General features: G+C 49.0%; 16 protein-coding genes. 12 read left to right on the top strand and 4 right to left on the bottom strand.

The genetic code is table 11. From position 1 onward, the window contains the following. Positions 1-2 precede the first annotated feature (2 nt). The 5 genes from DDZ15_RS02615 to DDZ15_RS02595 are packed head-to-tail and all read left to right on the top strand — an operon-like array spanning position 3 to position 3,798. Complete coding sequence (locus DDZ15_RS02615) at positions 3-215, top strand: HU family DNA-binding protein (protein WP_109644539.1); 213 nt, start codon at positions 3-5, stop codon at positions 213-215. Next, complete coding sequence (locus DDZ15_RS02610) at positions 202-1,800, top strand: SPOR domain-containing protein (protein WP_109644537.1); 1,599 nt, start codon at positions 202-204, stop codon at positions 1,798-1,800. The genes DDZ15_RS02615 and DDZ15_RS02610 overlap by 14 nt, the downstream gene beginning before the upstream one ends. Before the next feature lie 7 nt (positions 1,801-1,807). After that, positions 1,808-2,527: a MotA/TolQ/ExbB proton channel family protein gene (locus tag DDZ15_RS02605; protein ID WP_109644535.1), complete on the top strand. Its 720-nt coding sequence runs from the start codon at positions 1,808-1,810 to the stop codon at positions 2,525-2,527. Positions 2,528-2,530: 3 nt separating this feature from the next. Then, positions 2,531-2,935, top strand: a complete 405-nt coding sequence (locus DDZ15_RS02600; RefSeq protein WP_109644533.1) for an ExbD/TolR family protein — start codon at positions 2,531-2,533, stop codon at positions 2,933-2,935. Between the two features lie 29 nt (positions 2,936-2,964). Further along, complete coding sequence (locus DDZ15_RS02595; protein WP_109644531.1) at positions 2,965-3,798, top strand: energy transducer TonB family protein; 834 nt, start codon at positions 2,965-2,967, stop codon at positions 3,796-3,798. A gap of 39 nt (positions 3,799-3,837) precedes the next feature. Here DDZ15_RS02595 and DDZ15_RS02590 read toward each other — a convergent pair whose 3' ends face one another. After that, positions 3,838-4,776 carry an AraC family transcriptional regulator gene (locus tag DDZ15_RS02590; protein WP_109644529.1) on the bottom strand — a complete coding sequence of 313 codons (939 nt, stop codon included), beginning with the start codon at positions 4,774-4,776 and terminating at the stop codon, positions 3,838-3,840. A gap of 183 nt (positions 4,777-4,959) precedes the next feature. Here DDZ15_RS02590 and DDZ15_RS02585 point away from each other — a divergent pair, with 183 nt between their 5' ends. The 3 genes from DDZ15_RS02585 (at position 4,960) to DDZ15_RS02575 (ending at position 8,028) form a co-directional block, all read left to right on the top strand. Beyond that, on the top strand, positions 4,960-6,465 hold the full coding sequence (locus tag DDZ15_RS02585; protein ID WP_109644527.1) for an aldehyde dehydrogenase family protein: 1,506 nt from the start codon (positions 4,960-4,962) through the stop codon (positions 6,463-6,465). 91 nt (positions 6,466-6,556) lie between these two features. Further along, entirely contained in the window at positions 6,557-7,585 is a 1,029-nt protein-coding gene (adhP, locus tag DDZ15_RS02580) for an alcohol dehydrogenase AdhP (RefSeq protein ID WP_109644525.1), read from the top strand. Positions 7,586-7,656: 71 nt separating this feature from the next. Further along, positions 7,657-8,028 carry a DUF779 domain-containing protein gene (locus DDZ15_RS02575; RefSeq protein ID WP_109644523.1) on the top strand — a complete coding sequence of 124 codons (372 nt, stop codon included), beginning with the start codon at positions 7,657-7,659 and terminating at the stop codon, positions 8,026-8,028. Positions 8,029-8,077: 49 nt separating this feature from the next. Here the strand turns inward: DDZ15_RS02575 and DDZ15_RS02570 are convergent, their stop codons facing one another. Genes DDZ15_RS02570 through DDZ15_RS02560 form a run of 3 tightly spaced genes read right to left on the bottom strand, consistent with a single transcriptional unit; the run spans position 8,078 to position 9,786 of the window. Beyond that, positions 8,078-8,713: a class I SAM-dependent methyltransferase gene (locus DDZ15_RS02570; RefSeq protein WP_109644521.1), complete on the bottom strand. Its 636-nt coding sequence runs from the start codon at positions 8,711-8,713 to the stop codon at positions 8,078-8,080. A 24-nt stretch (positions 8,714-8,737) separates the two neighbouring features. Then, positions 8,738-9,208 (bottom strand): copper chaperone PCu(A)C, encoded by a 471-nt coding sequence (locus DDZ15_RS02565; RefSeq protein WP_109644519.1) that lies wholly within the window; start codon positions 9,206-9,208, stop codon positions 8,738-8,740. Further along, positions 9,205-9,786: an SCO family protein gene (locus tag DDZ15_RS02560; protein WP_109644517.1), complete on the bottom strand. Its 582-nt coding sequence runs from the start codon at positions 9,784-9,786 to the stop codon at positions 9,205-9,207. The genes DDZ15_RS02565 and DDZ15_RS02560 overlap by 4 nt, the downstream gene beginning before the upstream one ends. A gap of 467 nt (positions 9,787-10,253) precedes the next feature. Between DDZ15_RS02560 and DDZ15_RS02550 the strand changes: the two genes are divergently transcribed. The 4 genes from DDZ15_RS02550 to katG all read left to right on the top strand — a co-directional run bounded on the left by DDZ15_RS02550 (position 10,254) and on the right by katG (position 20,162). Next, positions 10,254-12,113 carry a BamA/OMP85 family outer membrane protein gene (locus tag DDZ15_RS02550; protein ID WP_158278602.1) on the top strand — a complete coding sequence of 620 codons (1,860 nt, stop codon included), beginning with the start codon at positions 10,254-10,256 and terminating at the stop codon, positions 12,111-12,113. Between the two features lie 11 nt (positions 12,114-12,124). After that, positions 12,125-16,606: a translocation/assembly module TamB domain-containing protein gene (locus DDZ15_RS02545; protein ID WP_109644511.1), complete on the top strand. Its 4,482-nt coding sequence runs from the start codon at positions 12,125-12,127 to the stop codon at positions 16,604-16,606. Positions 16,607-16,711: 105 nt separating this feature from the next. Continuing rightward, complete coding sequence (locus DDZ15_RS02540) at positions 16,712-17,662, top strand: matrixin family metalloprotease (RefSeq protein WP_109644509.1); 951 nt, start codon at positions 16,712-16,714, stop codon at positions 17,660-17,662. 307 nt (positions 17,663-17,969) lie between these two features. After that, positions 17,970-20,162, top strand: a complete 2,193-nt coding sequence (gene katG / locus DDZ15_RS02535; protein WP_109644507.1) for a catalase/peroxidase HPI — start codon at positions 17,970-17,972, stop codon at positions 20,160-20,162. Positions 20,163-20,382: the final 220 nt, after the last annotated feature.

The following is a 20,382-nucleotide window of genomic DNA, read 5'->3' as shown; positions in this document are numbered from 1 at the left end:
TTATGAAATCTACATTTATTAAAGCTTTTAAAGAGGTATTGCGGGAGCAGATTCTTGATAAGAATAAAGTGGATGTGGAAGGTCTGGGAATGTTTGAGGTTGTACACCGAAAGCAGCATCAGAAAAAATATGAAAATGGCAGAGTAGTGATGGTGCCGCCTGCAGATGTGGTTGAATTTAAATCAAAAGTAAGGAGCTCGAATGAAGATCGATAAAAAGAAACTGATTGAGCTTTTGGTCACCAAAACGGGGATGGATGTTACTGAGGTGGAAGACCAACTTGAACAGCTGATCCGTCGCATTATTGATGCCGCCGAAAGGGGAAAGGCGTTGGAGATAAAAGAGTTTGGGCTGTTTTATTTCGATGAGGACGGTGACTTGAAATTTGATCCGTCAAAAGAGCTCAGTACCGAAATCAATTTTAAATACGTGGGCATGGAGCCGGTAGAGCTTAAGCCACCGCGGGATATAGGCGACAAAGAGGAGCCCGAACCTGAAGTATCTGCCGAAAAGGCGGAAGAAGACTCGTCAACGACGTCATCGGCTGAGTCGGATTCAGATGAAAGTGAAGAGGATCTGAGTGCTATTTTTGGTTTCGATGAGGGGGGAGAGGGAACCTCAGAAAAGGATGAAGATGAAATTGAGCTGCCGTGGGGAGATTCTGAGATTAAAAAAGAAGAGAGCACGGAAAAGGAAAGTGAAGAGGACTATGAGGATGAAATTCCTGAGCGGGATGAAGATCCTTTCGCGGGTCTGCTGGGAGATGCCTCAAGCAAATTGAGCGCAACGGAAAAAGGCATTTTTGGAGAAGAAGATGAGCCTTCCCACCCGCTCATTTCACCCGGAGAAGCAGAGGAAGAGGAAGGACCCGAACCGAAAAAAGAGGATCAGAAACCCGTCTCCGAATCCGGGCCAAAATCCGAAGAGGAAAAAGAAAAGGCCAAACCCGTCTCCAGGCCCAAATCAAAATCCAAATCCAAGCCTGCAGCCAAGACCGATGATAAGCCAAAACCCGCTCAGAAGGCGGAGAAGGAGGAACCTGTAGCAGAAAGTAAACCGGATGAACCGGCTGAAAAACCAGAGCCTGCCAAACCTGCCGCAGCTGCCAAAGAGAAGAAAGCATCGGCACCTGCAGCGCGCAAAACAACACCGGGAGGCTACCAGGGGAGTCAAAAACGGAAAGATCCGATCATGATTGTAATGGGGATCGTATTGATTTTTATTATTGTAGCAGCCGCCTTTCTGCTCTTGCCCGGCGTTTTTAGTGATTCTGATTCCGAAACTCAACCACAATCGCAGCCGGAAGTCACGACCGAAGTTACGGAACCGTCATCCCAGGATATGGCGGAGCAGATGCCGGCTGAAGATGCAGATACAGATACAGGTACAGACGCAGAATCGGAACCTGCCCCGGAGTCGGATACACCGGAGCAGCTGCCAACACCGGAACCTGATTCCGAAGATGCAGTAACAGACAATGTAATGGCCGACCCGGAAGCTGAGGCTGCAGTTAGCAGCAACGGTTACGGACTCAGGGGAGATCTGAACGAGGAGGCAAATGACGGCTACTCGATCGTTCTTCATTCTCTCAGCCAGGAAACAAATGCACAATCTGTTGCCGCAGATCTGAGGGCTGACAATTACAGGGTGTTGGTGAGCCAGCGCACGATAAATGGTGAGAACGTCTGGCGTGTTAGCGTGGGACAGTTTGAGACCATTGCCAACGCTCAGGAAGCAGCCCTGACCCTGCCTTCACCCTATAACTCAAATAATTTCATACAACGAATACAGACCAACTGATAAATAAATGAATATCATCTCGCTTTTTCTACTCCAGGTTGCTGAGGCCGAAACGGATTCACTGGCCCTGATGCTCCAGGAAGAATCTTCTATGTCTTTTTTCGAAATTCTGCAGCAGGGCGGGCTGCTCATGATACCGCTCTTTATTCTTTCCGTGCTCGCCATTTACGTAATTGCGGAACGATGGAGAACGCTCGAAAACTCCAGGATGGACGTAAACACCATGCTGAACAATATCGAATCGCTGCTCAAATCAGGCAGTCAGCACCGGGCTGTTCAGTATTGTGAAGAGTTTGACAAACCGCTGGCCCGAATACTGAAATCGGGAATACGCAGGCTGGGCCGTCCCATCCGCGACATCGAGGACGCCATTCACAACGCAGGAAAAAAAGAAATTTACAGCCTGGAGAAACGGATGAACTGGCTGGCCACCATTGCGGGTGTTGCTCCGCTCATCGGGTTTACCGGTACGGTTACCGGGATGATCCGGGCCTTTATGGACATTCAATCGCTGCAGGGTAACGTAAACCCAAGCGTGCTGGCAGGCGGTATCTGGGAAGCCCTGATAACGACGGCAACCGGACTCATTGTCGGCATTATAGCGTACGGGTTTTACAACTTCCTGCTTGGCAAGATAAACCGGATGGTTTTCGAACTGGAAAATGCCTCGGCTGATTTCGTGGACCTGCTTCAGACACCGTCACCCAAGAAGCGCACGGAGGCGTAGAAGATGAACTTCAGAAAAGACAGTGGCACAATGGAGCCGCTGACGATGTTTTCACAATCGTCGCTGACAGACATTATTCTGCTGCTGCTTATATTTTTCCTTTTAACCTCATCGTTTGTTTCCAATTTTGGAATCAGGGTGAATGTGCCGCAGGCTGAATCGAGCGTTAACACCAATGCCACGCAGGTTTCGGTTGCCATTACGGCTGAAGGTGATTTCTTTGTGAACGGTGAACAGGTGACCAGCGCCGGACTCTCAGCTTCCATTCAGCAGGCATATCAGAATCGGCCCGGAGCAACGTTAGTAGTACGGGCCGACCGCGATGCACGAATTGATGATGCCGTACGTGTAATGAATATCGGACAGGCTCTCAATATGAACATGGTTATGGCCACAGAGAGAAATTAACTTTTTAAGCCCCATTTGATACATCTTTTATGCAGGACAGGTTCGATTCACATATCGATAAGGAAGACCGCTTCGGGCTGGGTGTAACCGCTGCGATTCATATTGTGCTGCTGATCATAGCACTGCTCTATAATATCAGCTTTGATATTGACAATCGCCCTGCCTACATCGCGGTGACCCTCGGTGAATTCAGAAGCGGCACGCTTGCCGAACAGTCCGATGTTCAAAGAGAGGAAGTAGCCACCAGGCCAAATCCCGCAGAAGAACAGCCGGAAGATCCCAATCCGGAGATCACACAGCCTGTGGAAACGCCCCAGACGCCCGAGGAAGAGGTTACCAAGCCGGTTGAACTGCCTGAGGAAACAGAGGAAATTGAGAGTGATGAGGTTGTGGAGACACCCGAAACGGAAGTTGTAAACCCCGAACAGGTTGACGTTACGGAAGAGGTGGTTGAGGAAGAGGTGCCCCCGCAAACCCGGGAGGACGAGCAGATACAGGAAGGCGTGGAAGACAGCGGTGCTGAAGACGGAACAACGGGTGAAGTGGATGTAGACCAGGGTATCGGAAACAATTCAGAACGCTCAGCTCCTTACAATCTGGAATGGGAAGGCGATCTTGATCGTACCCCGATGATTCAGCCGCTGCCGACAAACCAGACGAATGAGGAAGCCACCATCACGATTCGTTTCGAAGTGAACCCGGACGGCACATTGGGACGCGTGATTCCCCTGCGCAAAATGAATCCGGAACTTGAAAGAGAGGTCATGCGGACACTCCGAAGCTGGCGATTCTCCCGTCTGCCGTCAGGCGTTCCCCAGGAGTCACAGTGGGGGGTCATTACCTTCACATTTGTACTTGAGTAAGAGAGATTTGTACTCCAGGTCAGGTGGAGCCTGTTCAGCTCAATCAGACGGCAGCTGCGTATTCTGATTCTGACTTTGATTTTGAAGCTGGTACTGTTTCGGCGTCAGGCCGGTGTGCTCCTTGAAGAGCTTGATAAAGTGGCTGATGCTTGAAAATCCGAGTTCATATCCCACATCGGTTACGTTCATTCTGTTCTTAACCAGCAGCTTGCAGGCTTTTTCAACCCTCACTTTGTTGATGTATTCAACTGGGCTCACACCAAACTCATTTTTGAAATATCGGTAAAAGGAAGCCTTGCTCATACAGGATACGGAGGCCAGCTTATCAGAAGAGATCGGGCCGTCCAGATTCTCATGAATGTAGTGTATGGCTGCAGCCAGACCGTTTTTTGTAAGATGATTCCGGTAATTTTTCAGCAGCAGCGCCCTGGATTCGGTTTGCAGCATGTGCACAATCAGCTCCGAGGTGTTCAGGTCAACCAGAAGGTCGCGCTGCTTGTGCTCTTCTGTGAAGATGTGAAAGAGCTTACGTATCAGCAGATCCACGGAAGCAGTATTCTTAAAGTGTACCGAGTGTGCTGAGTCGTACTCCCAGTTGCCTGACGCCTTGCTGCGGGGAATCATATCATTCATTCTGGCAACGATATCATTCACTCTGGACAAAGGCAGTTCTACCGTGATGCACTTGGTCGGCTCATCCATTTTTGCATCCGGAAAATCAATGTAAATCGATTGATCGGGAGGCAGCACGAGGCTTTCGCTTGGTACAAATTCAAACGACTTTTCTTCTCCGGAGTGAATGACTTTCTTGCCTGAAATCATCCCGCAATACATGGGGCTGGTGGATCGAAGCTCAACGCGATTGGCCACCTGAAAGGTGTCATAGACAGAAAACACCGCATCATCTCCTGCAAAACTTGTTCTGTTTTCAACAAGTTTTTGTGGTGGAGGATAGTGGGAATGAAATGCGCTGCTCATCGCAAAATACGTGTAAGTGAAACCTGACGGTGCCCGGAGAAGTACGGTTAATTATTATAGATAACAGGTTTTATAAAACCAAATTGAGACGATAGAGCAATATTTTGAGAAGAACCATCAAGTTTGGAAGCGCTTTTCTTTACATGTTGAAATACAAACTCAAATTAACTATTGGAGATCAACATGTTACACGAACGGCCAGGTTTCAGGGAAAAGTACGACAATTATATCGATGGCAAATTTATGCCGCCCGTTGACGGAGAATATTTTGACAATACGTCTCCGGTAGACGGAAAACCGTTTACAAAAGCAGCCAGATCGAATGAAAAAGATATCGAACTTGCACTGGACGCAGCGCATAAAGCCGCTCCGTCATGGAACAGCACCTCGGCCGCTGAGCGCGCTTCGGTTCTGAATAAGATGGCAGACATTATTGAAGAAAATCTGGAGTATCTGGCACGTGTTGAAACCATCGAAAACGGTAAGCCGATTCGTGAAACCATGAATGCAGATCTGCCATTGGTCGTAGATCACTACCGCTATTTTGCAGCGGCTATCCGAACTCAGGAAGGAGGAATTTCAGAACACGATTCACACACCGTGTCTATTAATCTTCCGGAACCTCTTGGAGTTGTTGGCCAAATTATACCATGGAATTTTCCACTGTTGATGGCAGCATGGAAAATTGCACCCGCACTTGCTGCAGGTAACTGCGTGGTTGTAAAACCTGCCGAACAAACACCCGCCAGTATTATGGTAATGATGGAGTTGGTCGGTGACGTAATTCCGGCAGGAGTCCTGAACATTGTCAACGGTTTTGGCCCGGAGGCAGGACAGCCGCTTGCTACCAGCGACCGAATCGCAAAAATTGCATTTACCGGAGAAACCACCACAGGCCGGTTAATTATGCAGTTCGCTTCCGAGAACATCATTCCGGTTACGCTCGAACTGGGCGGAAAAAGCCCCAATGTATTTTTTGAAAGCGTGATGGATGCGGATGACGAGTACTTTGACAAATGCCTGGAAGGTGCCGCAATGTTTGCACTTAATCAGGGTGAAGTGTGTACCTGCCCGTCGAGAATTCTGGTGCAGGAGTCCATTGCAGAAGCGTTTACCGAAAGGGTAATTGAAAGGGTGAAGAAAATTAAAATGGGACATCCCCTTGACGACGAAACGATGGTCGGTGCACAGGCTTCGAATGATCAGTATGAAAAAATACTGAACTACTTCGAGGTGGGCAGGGAAGAAGGGGCAAAAGTTCTTGTAGGCGGCGGTGCCGCGGAAGTGGGCAAGGGCAACGGTATAGCTGACGGATACTACATTCAGCCAACCATTTTCAGCGGAAATAACAATATGAGGGTGTTTCAGGAGGAGATCTTCGGTCCCGTTACCTCCCTTACAACATTCAAGGATGTTGACGAGGCCATAGCGATTTCAAATGATACGCTTTACGGCCTGGGTGCGGGCGTCTGGACAAGAGACGCGCACCAGCTCTACCAGGTGCCGCGGGCCATCAAGGCAGGACGCGTATGGGTAAACTGCTATCATGCATATCCGGCACACGCTGCCTTTGGCGGATACAAGAAATCCGGCTTTGGACGCGAAAATCACAAGATGATGCTGAGTCACTACCAGCAGACGAAAAATATGCTGATTTCGTACGATAAAAGCGCGCTCGGATTCTTCTAAAAAGCAGGTCCAAAAACCTGACCTAAAAACCCCCGGCTCTGTTCGGCCGGGCGGTTCAGTTATTACTAAAAAAAATCATGAGGTACATATTATGCTGCCCAAAAACATGAAAGCGATAGTTGCTCGAAAATTCGGCGATCCGGTCTCAGTGGAAGAGATGCCGGTAAAAGAACCCGGAGATGATGAAATCCTGGTAAAGGTGATGGCAAGCGGTGTCTGTCACACCGATCTGCACGCAATTGATGGAGACTGGCCGGTAAAGCCCAAACTGCCTCTGATACCGGGCCATGAGGGCGTTGGATATGTGGCTGCAGCAGGTAAAAATGTTAAGAATGTAAAAGAAGGGGATGCGGTAGGCGTGCCCTGGCTCTATTCAGCCTGCGGTACCTGTGAGCATTGTATTACAGGCTGGGAAACACTTTGTGAAAAACAGGAAAATGCGGGATACAGCGTTGACGGAGGGTATGCAGAATACGTTTTGGCAGATCCGCGATATGTTGGCCATTTACCCTCGAATGTCAATTTTCCCGAAATAGCGCCGATTCTCTGTGCCGGGGTTACCGTTTACAAGGGATTAAAGGAGACGGATACCAAACCGGGTGAGTGGGTTGCCATATCCGGAATTGGCGGATTGGGTCATCTTGCAGTACAGTACGCCAAGGCTATGGGACTTCATGTTGCGGCCATAGATGTAGCAAAAGAGAAACTCGACCTTGCTGAAAAACTGGGTGCTGATCTGACGGTCAATGCAATGGAAGAAGATCCGGGAGAATATTTGAAAAAAGAGACCGGCGGAATGCACGGAGCATTGGTAACTGCGGTGGCACCGCAGGCTTTTTCCCAGGCACTAAATACGCTCAGGCGAAAAGGAACACTGTCGATGAATGGACTGCCCCCCGGAAGTTTTGAGCTCGATATATTTAACGCCGTTCTGAACAGAATCACGATCCGTGGGTCTATTGTAGGAACAAGAAAAGATCTCCAGGAATCGATAGACTTTGCAACCGCAGGAAAAGTGAAATCCAATATCCACACTGAAAAGATGGAAAACATCAATAGCGTACTCGATGATATGAGAAATAACAATATCGAAGGGCGCATGGTACTGGAAATTGCATGAGTTCTGAACTTCAGGATATGAGAGTCCGGCAGACCATATGGACTCTCATTCACTGAAAAAACATCCATAAAATGGCAGTAAAACGAGTTCTGATCACAGAAGAAGCGAAAGAAGTCATGAACAAGCTCCGCGAAAAACACGGTGAGCTAATGTTTCATCAAAGCGGAGGCTGCTGTGACGGTTCATCTCCGATGTGCTACAAAGCAGGCCAGTTTCGCGTTGGAAAAAGTGATGTGAAGCTGGGTGAGGTGTACGGGGCACCTTTTTACATGGCAAGGGATCAGTTTAAATACTGGCAATATATGCAGCTTACCCTTGATGTGAAGACGGGACGCGGTTCAAGTTTTTCGCTCGAAATACCAATGGGTGTCCGCTTTCTGATCAAGTCTAAAATGTTTACTGAATCGCAGCTCAGGGATCTGGAGCCACTTTCTGACGCGTGAGCAGAAATGCTTTATGGTAAAAACCGTCAAAGCGGTGTCGCCCCGCCCATCAGCGGTTGAGATGTGCCTTCAGATATAAAAAATTCCACCATCGAAATCGCCACATCCTTCTCTCTTCAATGTACATCTCCCGTTCGTGAAGCAGTCTTTCCATCTCTGCAGCATTCCGCGTGCTGATATGCTCGGGGGAGAGCAGGTCAATCAGGCGTATGGCTATTCTGAAGAGCCCTTTGCGGTTCCAGTCCTGCAGCCAGAGCGTACCGCCGGGCTTGAGCAGGGTCCGGAAATGGTCAAGAACAACAGGCTGATCGACATAGTAGTGAAAGGAGTTGAGGCAGATAATGTGATCAAAAGAACCCTCTAACCGATTCAGATTCTCCGCATAGTGCGAAGTGTATTCAATATCCGGATACCGTTTCAGTCGTTCCCTGGCAATTTCAAGCATCTGATCCGCAGGATCATTGAGTACGAACCGGGCCGGTTTTCCGACAGACTCAAGCAGGCTTTCGGCCAGTATGCCGGTTCCCCCGCTCACATCCAGAACATCCTTGCCGTGCAGATTCACCGAGCCCATACGGTCCAGCAGATGCCTGTGCGTATGACTCAGATAGGCGCTGTAGATTCGGTCGTACCTGGATGAAAGCCGGTTATAGTACCGAACGGTATGTTGTGCTTCGCTGCTGATGGTTTTGAATGAAGAACGAAGCGATTACAGCCGAACAGGTACGCTGATGGTTTTTTCTCCAGCCCTGGCAAAATCAAGCGTCAGGTAAAACGAGTCACCGTCCTCGAGGGTTTGAGTAACCTGTATCAGCATGATGTGAAGGCCTCCCTGCTGAAAACGAAGAGATGACTGTGCTGGAATCAATACGTTATTCACTTCGCGCATTCCCATCAATCCCTCCTCAGATTCATAGGATTCATGCATCTCTACAACAAGGGCAGCATCCGAATCAACGGAAAGAAGGGTGTCCGGCTCCGATTCGAAGTTGGTCAGCAGAAAATAGGCTGCACTCATTCTTCCTTCGAAAGCGGGGCGGGCCCATGCCTCTTCGATCTGAATGCCTTCACCATCGGTCATTTCGGGGTCTGGCTGCTGCTCTTCGCCGGAACCGCAACCGGAAAGCAGCAAGAGGATAAGTGATGCGATTATAGTGGTGACAGAAAGAGATTTAATCATAACAGTTTATTCAGGTCTTCAACGATGATGGGGATGGGGGTCATGCTTCCGCCATAATCGAAGATAAGTTGTGAGTTTTGGTCAATGAGTAAAATTTTATCCGAATGATTAATGAAATAGAGTCGCTCCCCGTTTTCCAGGTCTTTTGAGTATGACTCTTGTGTACGAACGCTTACCCGCTCCATGAGGGCTTCGATCGTTTCAGCATCGCCGGTGAGAAAATGGAAAGGCTCACGGTCCATATCGAATGCGCCCGCGTACCCTTTCAGTACATCCGGCGTATCCCTTTGCGGGTCGAAAGTGATCAGCACAAATTGCGTGTCGCCGGGGTTGTTCATCTCTTCATATACACTGCCGACGTTTGCAGTAATAAATGAGCAGATATCCGGACAGTTGGTGTAGATGAACCCTACAACCAGCGGCGACCCCTGAAAATCACCGGGAAAGGTGACTGTTTCGCCGTCTTGATTAACAAGCTCAAAACGATCGTTGCTGTAGTCATCCATGGCAGGAGTGCTGCAGCCACTGAATATGATCAGCAGAATAACCGGCAGCAAAAAAATCAGTTGACGAATCATGAACGAAATGAAGAGAGAGTTGTCGTTATCCGGATGTATTAAAATTAATCTGCAGGTGTGAACAGAACATGAAATATACGAATCTGCCCACTGTCAGAGAAACGTATGCGGCGGTACACTATTTTATTGTCTGAGAAGGCCCTGAGAGTGCCAGGCTCGGATATAGGCTGCGAAATCTGAGCTTCTTTAGCATCAACTTGCAGTGAAACACTTTCGGGAATAAATGGTACGGTATTCAGAGGATATGTGAACACCTGCGCAGAAAACTATTTTTAAACTGCAAAAACCGTAAATATTCCTTCCTGGCGATTCGTTATAAGGGGGAATGCATTTTCAGTAAAACCCAAATTGCGTTATCATACAGGGATAGTTTAACCTTTGGTTATGTGCAGATTTTCATTTCATTTAAGATGAGAAACCAATATTGGGGTACAATCTTCATATGCTGTTTATGGTTATTGTTGCCCATGTGTTTGTATGCACAGGATTCGGACTCCGGTGAAAGGGAGCCCGTTGTCTGGAAGCTTGGTTTTGAGGGTAACGAAACCTACAGCTCCATGGTGCTTAAAGAGATTATTGCCACGGATAATCCGGGTTTCATCGAAAAGATTCTTGGGAAACACGGTGCCTATGTACTTAGTGAAAATGAATTAAGACGCGATCAGATCCGTATACGGCGCTATTACGAACGACGGGGATTTATTCAGGTTCAGGTTGATTATGAAGTGAGTTCACTGAAGAGGGACTGGAGAAAGAGGGTGACATTCAGGATAACTGAGGGCAGCCCGCTGATGATAAGAAACAGCCGCATTGTAATTGATGCAGACAGTACGATAGCAGAAGAGATCCGGGCAGCCAGGGATTTTGAACGGGCAGAACAACGGCACGATTTCCGTGAAGGGATGCGATACCAAAGCCTCCGTACGGCCGATACAGAAGGGTTGTTTTTGCTGATGCTTGAAAATCAGGGATTTGCCTGGCCTGAAGTGGATATTGAGACGGCCATAGATTCGGTGGCAAACCGTGCAGACGTAACCATTACTGCGCGCCCCAATCAAAAAACATACTTTTCAGAAATCAGAATTGAACAGAACCTTTCGGTACCTGACCGCGTACTTCTCAGAGAAACAGATATCAGGGAGGGAGAAGTTTACAGCAGGGATAAAATGCAGGAGGGCCAGCGCCAGATTTTCAACCATCACCTGTTTCGTTTTGCCACCATCAATCTTCCGGAACAACCCAGGGATTCCACCCTTGAGGTATTGTTCAGGGTGAGAGAGCATCCTCTGCGATCGGTACAGGCAACAATTGGGTTTGGCCGTGAAGAATATCTGAGGGGTCAGCTCGAATGGCGGCACCGGAATATTACGGGCAGGGGACACCGTTTCGGGATAAACGGCAGAGGATCTTTTATTGAACAGCGGCTTACCACCGGATTCCTGTTTCCCTATGTATTCAACCCCAAAAGCAGTAATGTTGCAACGGTTTTTGGTGTTCACAAACTGGAACCGTCATTCGAACTGTTTCAGGCCGGTTTCAATAACAGCCTGATCTACGAACTGAGACGTTCTGTGACCGCATCAGCAACATATGAATTCTCCATAAATGAGGAGCTTTCACGCGATCCGGATGTATCACTGCCCGATACGGTACTTAACTACAACGTATCATCCCTAACCATATCCGGATACTACAGCGAAGGATTAACCAGGGATCCCCGTGGATGGGTGATTCAGCCATTTCTTGAATCCTCAGGACTCTTTGGAGAGGGTACATTTTCATTTCAAAAACTTTCATTGGATGTAAGGCGCTACACCAGGCTTTCAAGGTCCACCACGCTGGCCACCCGTATCAGTACAGGAAAGATCTTTTATTCGGGTCAGAGAACACTGCCTTCCAACATTCTCTTTTTTACGGGAGGCACAAACTCGGTTAGGGGCTGGAACAGGCAAAGGCTGGGGCCTGCAAGGCCTGCTTTTCGTGATGACGGCAGTTTCAGGGAGTACGTACCCACGGGGGGCAGAGCCCAGATGATTTTTAATATTGAAGTGCGTCAGCAGTTGTCGGGATTTCTTCCCAAGGTGGGTATTGCAGCCTTCCTTGACGGTGGACAGATCTGGGCGGATGCAACCAGCCTGGATGAAAGGCCTATACAGTTTGGCACGGGCGGAGGTATCAGGTATCAATCACCCATCGGGCCGATTCGCGTTGATATCGGCTACAAACTCAATCCGACCGATGAAGATCTGAATATTTATGAAGGTACAGACTTTGGGTCCCGGTGGAGCAGAATTGGAATTCATTTTAGCATAGGCCAGGCGTTTTAGATGAACAGTGCATGAGCGAAAACGGAAAACATAGCGAAGTGAAACGGAGCCGCTGGAAAAGGTGGGTTATTGCATTGGGTGTAGCCGTTGTAATCCTGGCCGGACTCCGGCTGCTGCTGAAAAGTGATTTTTTGTTCGATCGGCTGCGCCCAATAGCGGAAAAGCAGGCGAATTCCCTTCTGAACGGTAATCTGAGCATAAATTCCATAAGCGGCGATCTGTTAAACGGAGTTGCCGTTACCGGCGCCGTTTTGCAGGATCAGAATGGTGAAACCGTTCTCAGTCTTGATTCACTCCGTGTTGAATATGGGATCTGGGCGCTTTTATGGTCGCCTCACACGATCGATGAGGCCGGAATAAGCGGCCTGAATGTATATGTGACGCAGGAGCAGGATAGCGTATGGAATATAATGAAGCTTGTGGATGCATCTGCCGATGAAACAGAACCTGCGGAAACCCTGCAGTGGGCGCTGGAAACATTCAGTCTTGAAAACGGGGCTCTGTATATCCGATCGGAACAGCTTCTGCCGGATGGCTATCTGAATATTACAGACATTGATCTTGAGGCTTCTGCAGGTGTCGGGGAAGAAGGGTTTTATGGAAATCTGCGTCAGCTTGAGCTTTATCTGCAGGAAGACCGGCTTCCCGAGTCGGTACGTCTGATGGCAGAGGGAAGTGCTGACGGAGGACGCATAACGCTTGAATCATTCGTTCTAAATACGGGACGATCCCTTGTTCAGGCTGCGGGTTCGTACAGTACGGATGGAGATGTAAGGGCCCAATCGGGACTGAACCGGATATCATGGAGAGACATTGCTGTGTACATGGAGGATTTCCCTCTTGCAAGCGACCTTGAGGTCAATCTGGGGGCATCGGGCTCATTGAGTGAGCTTACGCTCTCGATGCATGCGCAGGCAGATGGGCTTGAATCCCTCCGGCTTGCCGTCACAGGTTCGGTTGGTGAATCGATAATGCTGACCGCACTGAATATGGAAATTGAAAATCTTGATTCACCGGTATTGACGGGTAATGAAGATTTTCCCCGCGTTGGCCGCTTCAGCTATAACGGAGAGGGAAATATCATGCCTGAAAATCCGGAGCAGATGGTATGGAGCGGTGATCTCAGTCTTAATGAAGTCATCGCAGGGGATCACAGGATGAGCAGCACAACAGTAAGCCATCAACTCGGGAAAGGGAAGGTTGACGCAACCGGTGCAATTACTCTTGATGACCAGAATTTACGTTACTCATTTGATGCAGCTGAAATTTTTAGCGATGAGCCGCAATGGAACGGGCGCATTGAGGGGAGCCGCATCAACCCGGCGCTTTGGCTGAACAATGACGAATATGAAGGCAATCTCAACATTTTGGCAGAGCTCAGCGGCATCGGCTTTGATCGGGAAAGGTTTGAATCGTCCGCTGAAATCAGGGTGGACGGCGACAGGGTCGGGAGTCAGGAGTTCGCCTCATTTATTTTTGAAGGCAATATTGATCCGGGACGGATAAGCGGATCTGCAGGCCTTCTTCTTCAGGAAAGTGAAGTGACTCTAAATGCGGAGGTCCGGAACTGGCAGGCCGAACCGGCCTATGATTTTGACATTATGTTAAATGCATTTAATGCCGCCGAGATTACATATGCTGAAACGGAACTATTGCCGACCCGCCTCAATGGTGCTTTTAGCGGAAGCGGTATGCTGTTTGATCCGGAGTTTATGAGCGTGAATGCAGTGATGCAATTCGATTCAAGTTTTGTGAATGGTGAAGAGATCGAAACCCTTCGGGCTCAATTCAGAGTTGAAAACAGCCGCTTTATTGTTGAAGAAGCACAACTTGAGAGTCCGATTGCGGACGCATCAATTACATTGAACCAGCATCTGTTTGAGATTACAAATCCATCCAATACGCTCGATTTTACAGCCCGTCTTAAAAATCTTGACCCGATTGCCGCTCAGTTTGGACTGACTGACCTTCGATCAGAAGGATCCATTCAGGGAAGCCTGACCAGAAATAATACCGGTATCCTGCAGTTTGATGCGGAAGCGTTACTCACCGAAATTGCGGTCGATACCCTCTTTCGCGCCACGGAATTGAATGGCAGCGCAACGGCATTCCTGAAAAATGAGACTGAGGCAGAGCTTCAAATTGAAGTAATTCAGCCTGTAATTAATGAGTTTGAACTGCAGGACATCTCGATTAATCTCGTTCCTGTTTTTTCCGGCGGTCAGATAATGGGCAGGATGGGCTTCGAAATTGTTGGCGATGAGAGAAACTCAATTTCGCAGCAAGGTGATTTCAGGGCCGATTCGTCGTTGGTTAGAATTCGAACTGACAGGCTCAATTTTACAACCCGGGAACGGACTCTATCCCTGGATGAGCCGTTTGGTTTATACATTGAAGAAGGTACCGTTCGCAGCGACACCATGAGAATTGAAAGCCCCGGCAATACGGCATATCTATCCCTCTGGATCCCAGGAATCGATTCCACGCGGCAGGAAGTGGGGCTGGAGGCTGAAAATCTTAACCTGAGTGCCATCCAGTCTGTGATGATGGAAGACCCGCTTTTTCAGGGAACGCTTTCCGGGAGTGCATACATCAACAGGCGTCCCGACATTCTTTCCGTGAGAGCAGCAGCAGACGTAACCGGATTTACGTTTAATGGAGGTGAGATGGATTCAGTTCGATTCGATCTTCAGATTGAGAATGAGTGGCTCAACGGCCATATGGCAGGATGGCACAGGGAAGGGCGAATATTTGAGGGCAGTCTGCTTATTCCCTATTTGCCAGGCGATCCCCTGACCTTCGACGATCGTTTTTTTGACCGTGAAATAGAGGGCAGGTTTGAATTGGTGGAAACAGACTTGTCGTACCTGCTCGGATTTGCCAATCAGGGGTATGAGCCGGGTAGTACGGATACCGAAGCCCGCATGAATTTTATTGCCAATCTCTCCGGCGAAGCTGGCAATCCTCAGCTGGACGGAAGGTTTCAGCTGCGCGAAGGTGTGCTTTCCGGCATCAGAATTGATTCAGTGGATGTGGACCTTAGCTACATACACGATGTAGAAGAGTTCAGGCTCGACGGTTTGGTTGTGGCCCAGGAAGACCCTGTGCTCCGTTTCGATGCAGCAGCACCGCTGATAATTGACCTGAAACGCGCTGAAGTTGTACTGCCTGCTGATGATGACAGCGTCTCGATCGATCTGACTACGGATAATTTCAACCTTGCGGTAATCAATGATTTTGCAGACCCGGGGATGGTACGGCAGGTGAAAGGCATGCTCAACGGGGATGTGTCGGTTAGCGGTACAATCGGAAATCTTAAACCCAGTGGAAGAATGGAGCTTTCGGATGGATCGGTTCGAATTGTGCCTGCCGGAATTACAATCTCACAAATCGGTGCCCTTATGAATGTAGAGCCCGACAGGCTGGATCTCCAACAATTTACTATGAACAGCGGACCGGGGCAGATCAGTGCGAGCGGATCTCTTATGTATGAAAACCTGACTCCCGGAAAGATAGATCTAACGATACGTGGAGACCGGTTCAGGGCAGCGAACAGTTCCGAATATAATGCATTAATCGATCTGGATGCATCGCTTAGCGGCACGTTTCAGGAACCGGATCTTCGGGGTGGTCTTACGTTCGTAAGCGGATTTATTAATCTGGAGAATTTTGGGGAAACTGCGGTTGAAGATGTAAGGCTTGAGGAAGAGGAGGAAGCAGAACCCGTTGAGTTTTACGAATCGCTTGCCATGGAGATGAACATAAGCTTTCCAGGAGAATTTCAGATTCGCAACAGACAGTACCTCGATATGGAGATCGAACTGGGCGGGAGCGTAGATCTGGTTAAAAACAGAGAGCAGGATCTTCAGATGTTTGGGAGCCTGCTTGCGGAAAGCGGCTATGCGCGACCACTCGGTAAAAATTTCGTCCTGGATGAGGGCAGTGTCACTTTTACCGGGCCCGCAGACGACCCGGGTTTGAATGTTGTTACCCGGTACGAACCTCCCCAAAGCCAGGATGTGCGAATTTTTTATATCATAGAAGGGACGGCGCAAAATCCCGAATTCAGGTTCGACAGCGAACCTCAGCTGGAGCTGCAGGATATCATTAGCTATACTCTTTTTGGGAAACCGTTTTATGAACTGGAGTCATGGGAACAAGTTGTTGCAGGGTCCGGCAGCAGCCCCTCGGCGGCGGATATCGCCCTGGATGTACTTCTCGACAGGGTTGAACTGCTCGCGTCTCAGCAGCTTGGAATTGACGTGGTAGAGATTGACAATACCGGCAGCGGTTCGTCGAGTACCACCTCCGTTAAAACCGGATGGTATCTGAACCAGCGCACCTTTTTTGCAATTTTGAATGAAATAGGCAGTTCAAAACCCAAAACCCTCTTTATTCTTGAATATTTGCTCAGGGAGAACCTGGAACTTATCATTACCCAGGGTGACGACTCCAGGGAGGGTATAGACCTGCGTTGGAACTACGATTATTAATCTTTACAGCAATGCACGGCACTCATTAAACGTTAAGTATACGGAAACAGAATTTTATAATTTATCCGGCCGAAAGCCTGAACTACCTGTTCAACCCTATCGGATATGACGCTACCCGATCTTTTAAAACCCCTTTTCATCATTTTAATCCTCGCTGGTGCAGGATACTATTTTCTGAACTATGAGGGACCGGCACGGCAAGCCACTGTTCAGTCTGTCCCATGCCTGGAACCACTTACCTACAGAATCGGTGAGATCGATAGCCGGTTTGGAATTTCGGAAAGTGAAGTAGCGGCTGCCATGAAACAAGCGGCCTCCATCTGGTCGGAAGAGCTCAGCAGACCCGCGGCAATTGAGTCTGATGAAGGCAATGTGGTGGTAAAGTTTGTATATGACGAGCGCCAACAGGTGGTGGACGGTGAAGTGCGATTCCGTCAGCGCATTGAGTCCGAACAGATCAGGCTTGATCAGTTTCTCCGCACGTATGAACGAAAGAGGAGAGAGTTTGAGGAGAGATCAGAACGATATTCACGGCTTGCAAATGAGACATTGAGAGAAATTGGAGAATTGAATCGATGGGTTGAACAGAGATCGCCAGCGGGAGGGCTCTCAGAGCAGGATGCCGGGCGTTTTGAGGATCGTAAGCGCGAACTCGAGCGGAAACAGCAGGAGGTGCAGCGCGAAAAAGAGAATCTGGAGAGTTTGGCTCAAGAACTGAACCGAGATGCAGATCGCCTGAACCTGATGACTGCAGAAAATAACCGTCTCGTGGATGAGTACAACAACAGGTACTCCGGAGAAAAGAAATTTACAAAAGCCACCTATCAGAACCTTCCGGACGGAGGCGCGATTACGGTTAACACCTACCTGACCAAGTCGGAACTGGTTTTGATTCTCGCACACGAGCTGGGGCATGCATTCGGACTCGACCACCTGCCAAACTCAAAATCAGTGATGCACAGCCAGATGGGTGATCAGGAACTATTCCCTATTCTGCAGCTGACCGGGGAAGATAAGGCAGCAATCAGGGGAGTCTGTGCAGGGGCAGGGATATAAGCATAAAAATGCAATTCAAAAATTCAGTGAAATACTCCCTCACACACATCTGAATACGGTCCTGATAAACGCTCTGATTGATATTGAATGGTTCTTTTAATGAACATGTAAACACTGCTTACAACTTATTGTGAGGAATTCAGATACGTGAATTTGTGCAATCAATAAGCGGGTGGAATCTGTTCAATAGGTATTATCTATCAATCCTTCCGTAAAATTTTGATACATTGAGAGAAGTAAAATCGCACATCTTGGTAAAAAGTTAGTCTGATTAAACGTAATCCAAAATTGATCAAAAACCATATCTATGAGCAACGAAAGTAAATGTCCTTTTAGCGGATCCGTGAAACCAAATGCAGGAGGCGGCACCAGGAACAGTGAGTGGTGGCCCAACCGGCTGAATCTGAATATTCTTCGTCAGCACTCACCCCAGTCCAATCCGATGGATGAGGACTTTGACTATGCGGAAGCCTTTAATTCGCTGGATCTCGACGAGGTAAAAAGAGACATTTATGATCTTATGACCGACTCCCAGGAGTGGTGGCCGGCCGACTTTGGCCATTATGGTCCGCTTTTTATCCGAATGGCCTGGCACAGTGCAGGAACCTATCGTGTACAGGACGGACGCGGTGGCGGCGGTACGGGTGATCAGCGTTATGCACCGCTGAACAGCTGGCCCGACAACGTTAATCTTGACAAATCGCGTTTACTCCTGTGGCCCGTCAAAAAGAAATACGGACGAAAGCTTTCCTGGGCCGATTTAATGATACTGGCCGGTAATTGTGCCCTTGAATCGATGGGCTTTGAGACATTTGGGTTTGCCGGCGGCCGCGAGGATGTCTGGCAGCCGAATGAAGACGTTAACTGGGGTCCTGAGGCCGAGTGGCTCGGAGACAAACGCCATGATGCAAAGGGACAGCTGGAAGGGGCACTGGCCGCCGATCATATGGGACTTATTTACGTAAATCCGGAAGGCCCCAACGGTGAACCGAATCCCGCCAAGTCTGCGGAGTATATACGTCAATCATTTGGTCTGATGGCGATGAACGATGAAGAGACCGTGGCGCTGATTGCGGGCGGACACACATTCGGTAAAGTGCATGGTGCATCTCTTGAAGAGCACCTCGACCGCGAACCTGAAGCTGCTCCGATCACAATGCAGGGTATGGGCTGGGTCAGCACATACCGCACCGGGAAAGGTGCCGATACCATCACCAGCGGACTTGAAGGAACCTGGACCTCCACCCCTACCGAATGGAGCAACAAGTACCTTGAGAATCTGTTCGAATACGATTGGGAGAAGTACAAGGGACCGGGCGGCAAGTGGCAGTGGCGACCCAAGGACGGCGCCGGTGCGGGAACCATTCCCGATGCGCACGATCCGAACAAAAAGCACGATCCATTCATGCTTACCACCGACATCGCCTTGAAAGTGGATCCGGAGTACGAGAAAATTTCACGCCGCTTCTATGAAAACCCCGATGAGTTTGCAGATGCCTTTGCGCGAGCATGGTATAAGCTTACACACCGTGATATGGGGCCAAAATCACGCTTTTTGGGTCCGGAAGTGCCTGAGGAAGACCTGATCTGGCAGGACCCGATTCCGGCTGCGGATTATAAGCACATTAACGATGATGATGTTGCAGGGCTGAAAGGGATGATTCTGGATACGGAACTCTCTGTATCGGAACTGGTTTCTGCCGCTTGGGCTTCTGCATCGACGTTCCGCGGTTCCGACAAGCGGGGCGGAGCAAACGGTGGACGTGTGCGTCTCGAACCTCAAAAAAATTGGGAAGTGAACAATCCCGGGCAGCTTGCGAAAGTGCTCAGTACACTTGAAGGTGTACAGAAAGAATTCAATGATGCACAAGGAGGCGACAAAAGGGTGTCTCTTGCCGACCTGATTGTGCTTGGCGGTTGTGCGGCTGTTGAAAAAGCGGCAGAAAAAGGCGGGCATGAAATTTCCGTACCGTTCACGCCGGGCCGTACGGATGCAAGCGCAGAACAAACCGATGCAGACTCTTTTGCGTGGCTGGAACCTGCAGCCGATGCATTTCGCAACTACTACAACGCCGGAGATAGTGTCACGGAAGAGGAGATGATGATCGACAAAGCACAGCTTCTAACCCTTACGGTGCCAGAAATGACGGTATTGCTGGGTGGTATGCGTGTACTCGGTACAAACTATGACGGTTCTAATCACGGAGTATTTACCGACCGGCCGGGAACGCTGTCGAACGACTACTTCACAAACCTGCTTGATCTGGATACGACCTGGAAAGCAGTTTCTGACGACCAGAATGTTTTCGAAGGCCGCGACCGCAAATCCGGCGACGTGAAATGGACGGGCACCCGAGCCGATCTGATCCACGGATCCAACTCTGAGCTGCGTGCCGTTGCAGAGGTCTACGCCGCAGCAGACGCACGCGAGAAGTTTGTAAAGGATTTCGTCGCAGCCTGGGACAAGGTGATGAACCTTGACCGGTTTGATCTGAAATAAGATCTGAATCATTGCGGATTCGGACTTCCGAATCACGGGTAATAGCATAAGCAATAAACATAAAAGACAGCTTCGGTCAGATCCGGGGCTGTCTTTTTTTATGAAAGGCAAAAGGGAAACGTCAGACGTCAAACGTGAGGAATGATATACGAAAACAGATATGCGATCTCAGATCTAAGAACTGTATTGTATTCCGCACGTTGAAGCCTCAAGCCTCAAG

Origin of the sequence: Rhodohalobacter mucosus (assembly GCF_003150675.1) — a bacterium.
Taxonomy (GTDB): Bacteria; Bacteroidota; Rhodothermia; order Balneolales; family Balneolaceae; genus Rhodohalobacter; species Rhodohalobacter mucosus.
The sequence above is the reverse complement of the archived record's forward strand: the minus strand, read 5'-3'. Positions and strand labels throughout refer to the sequence as shown.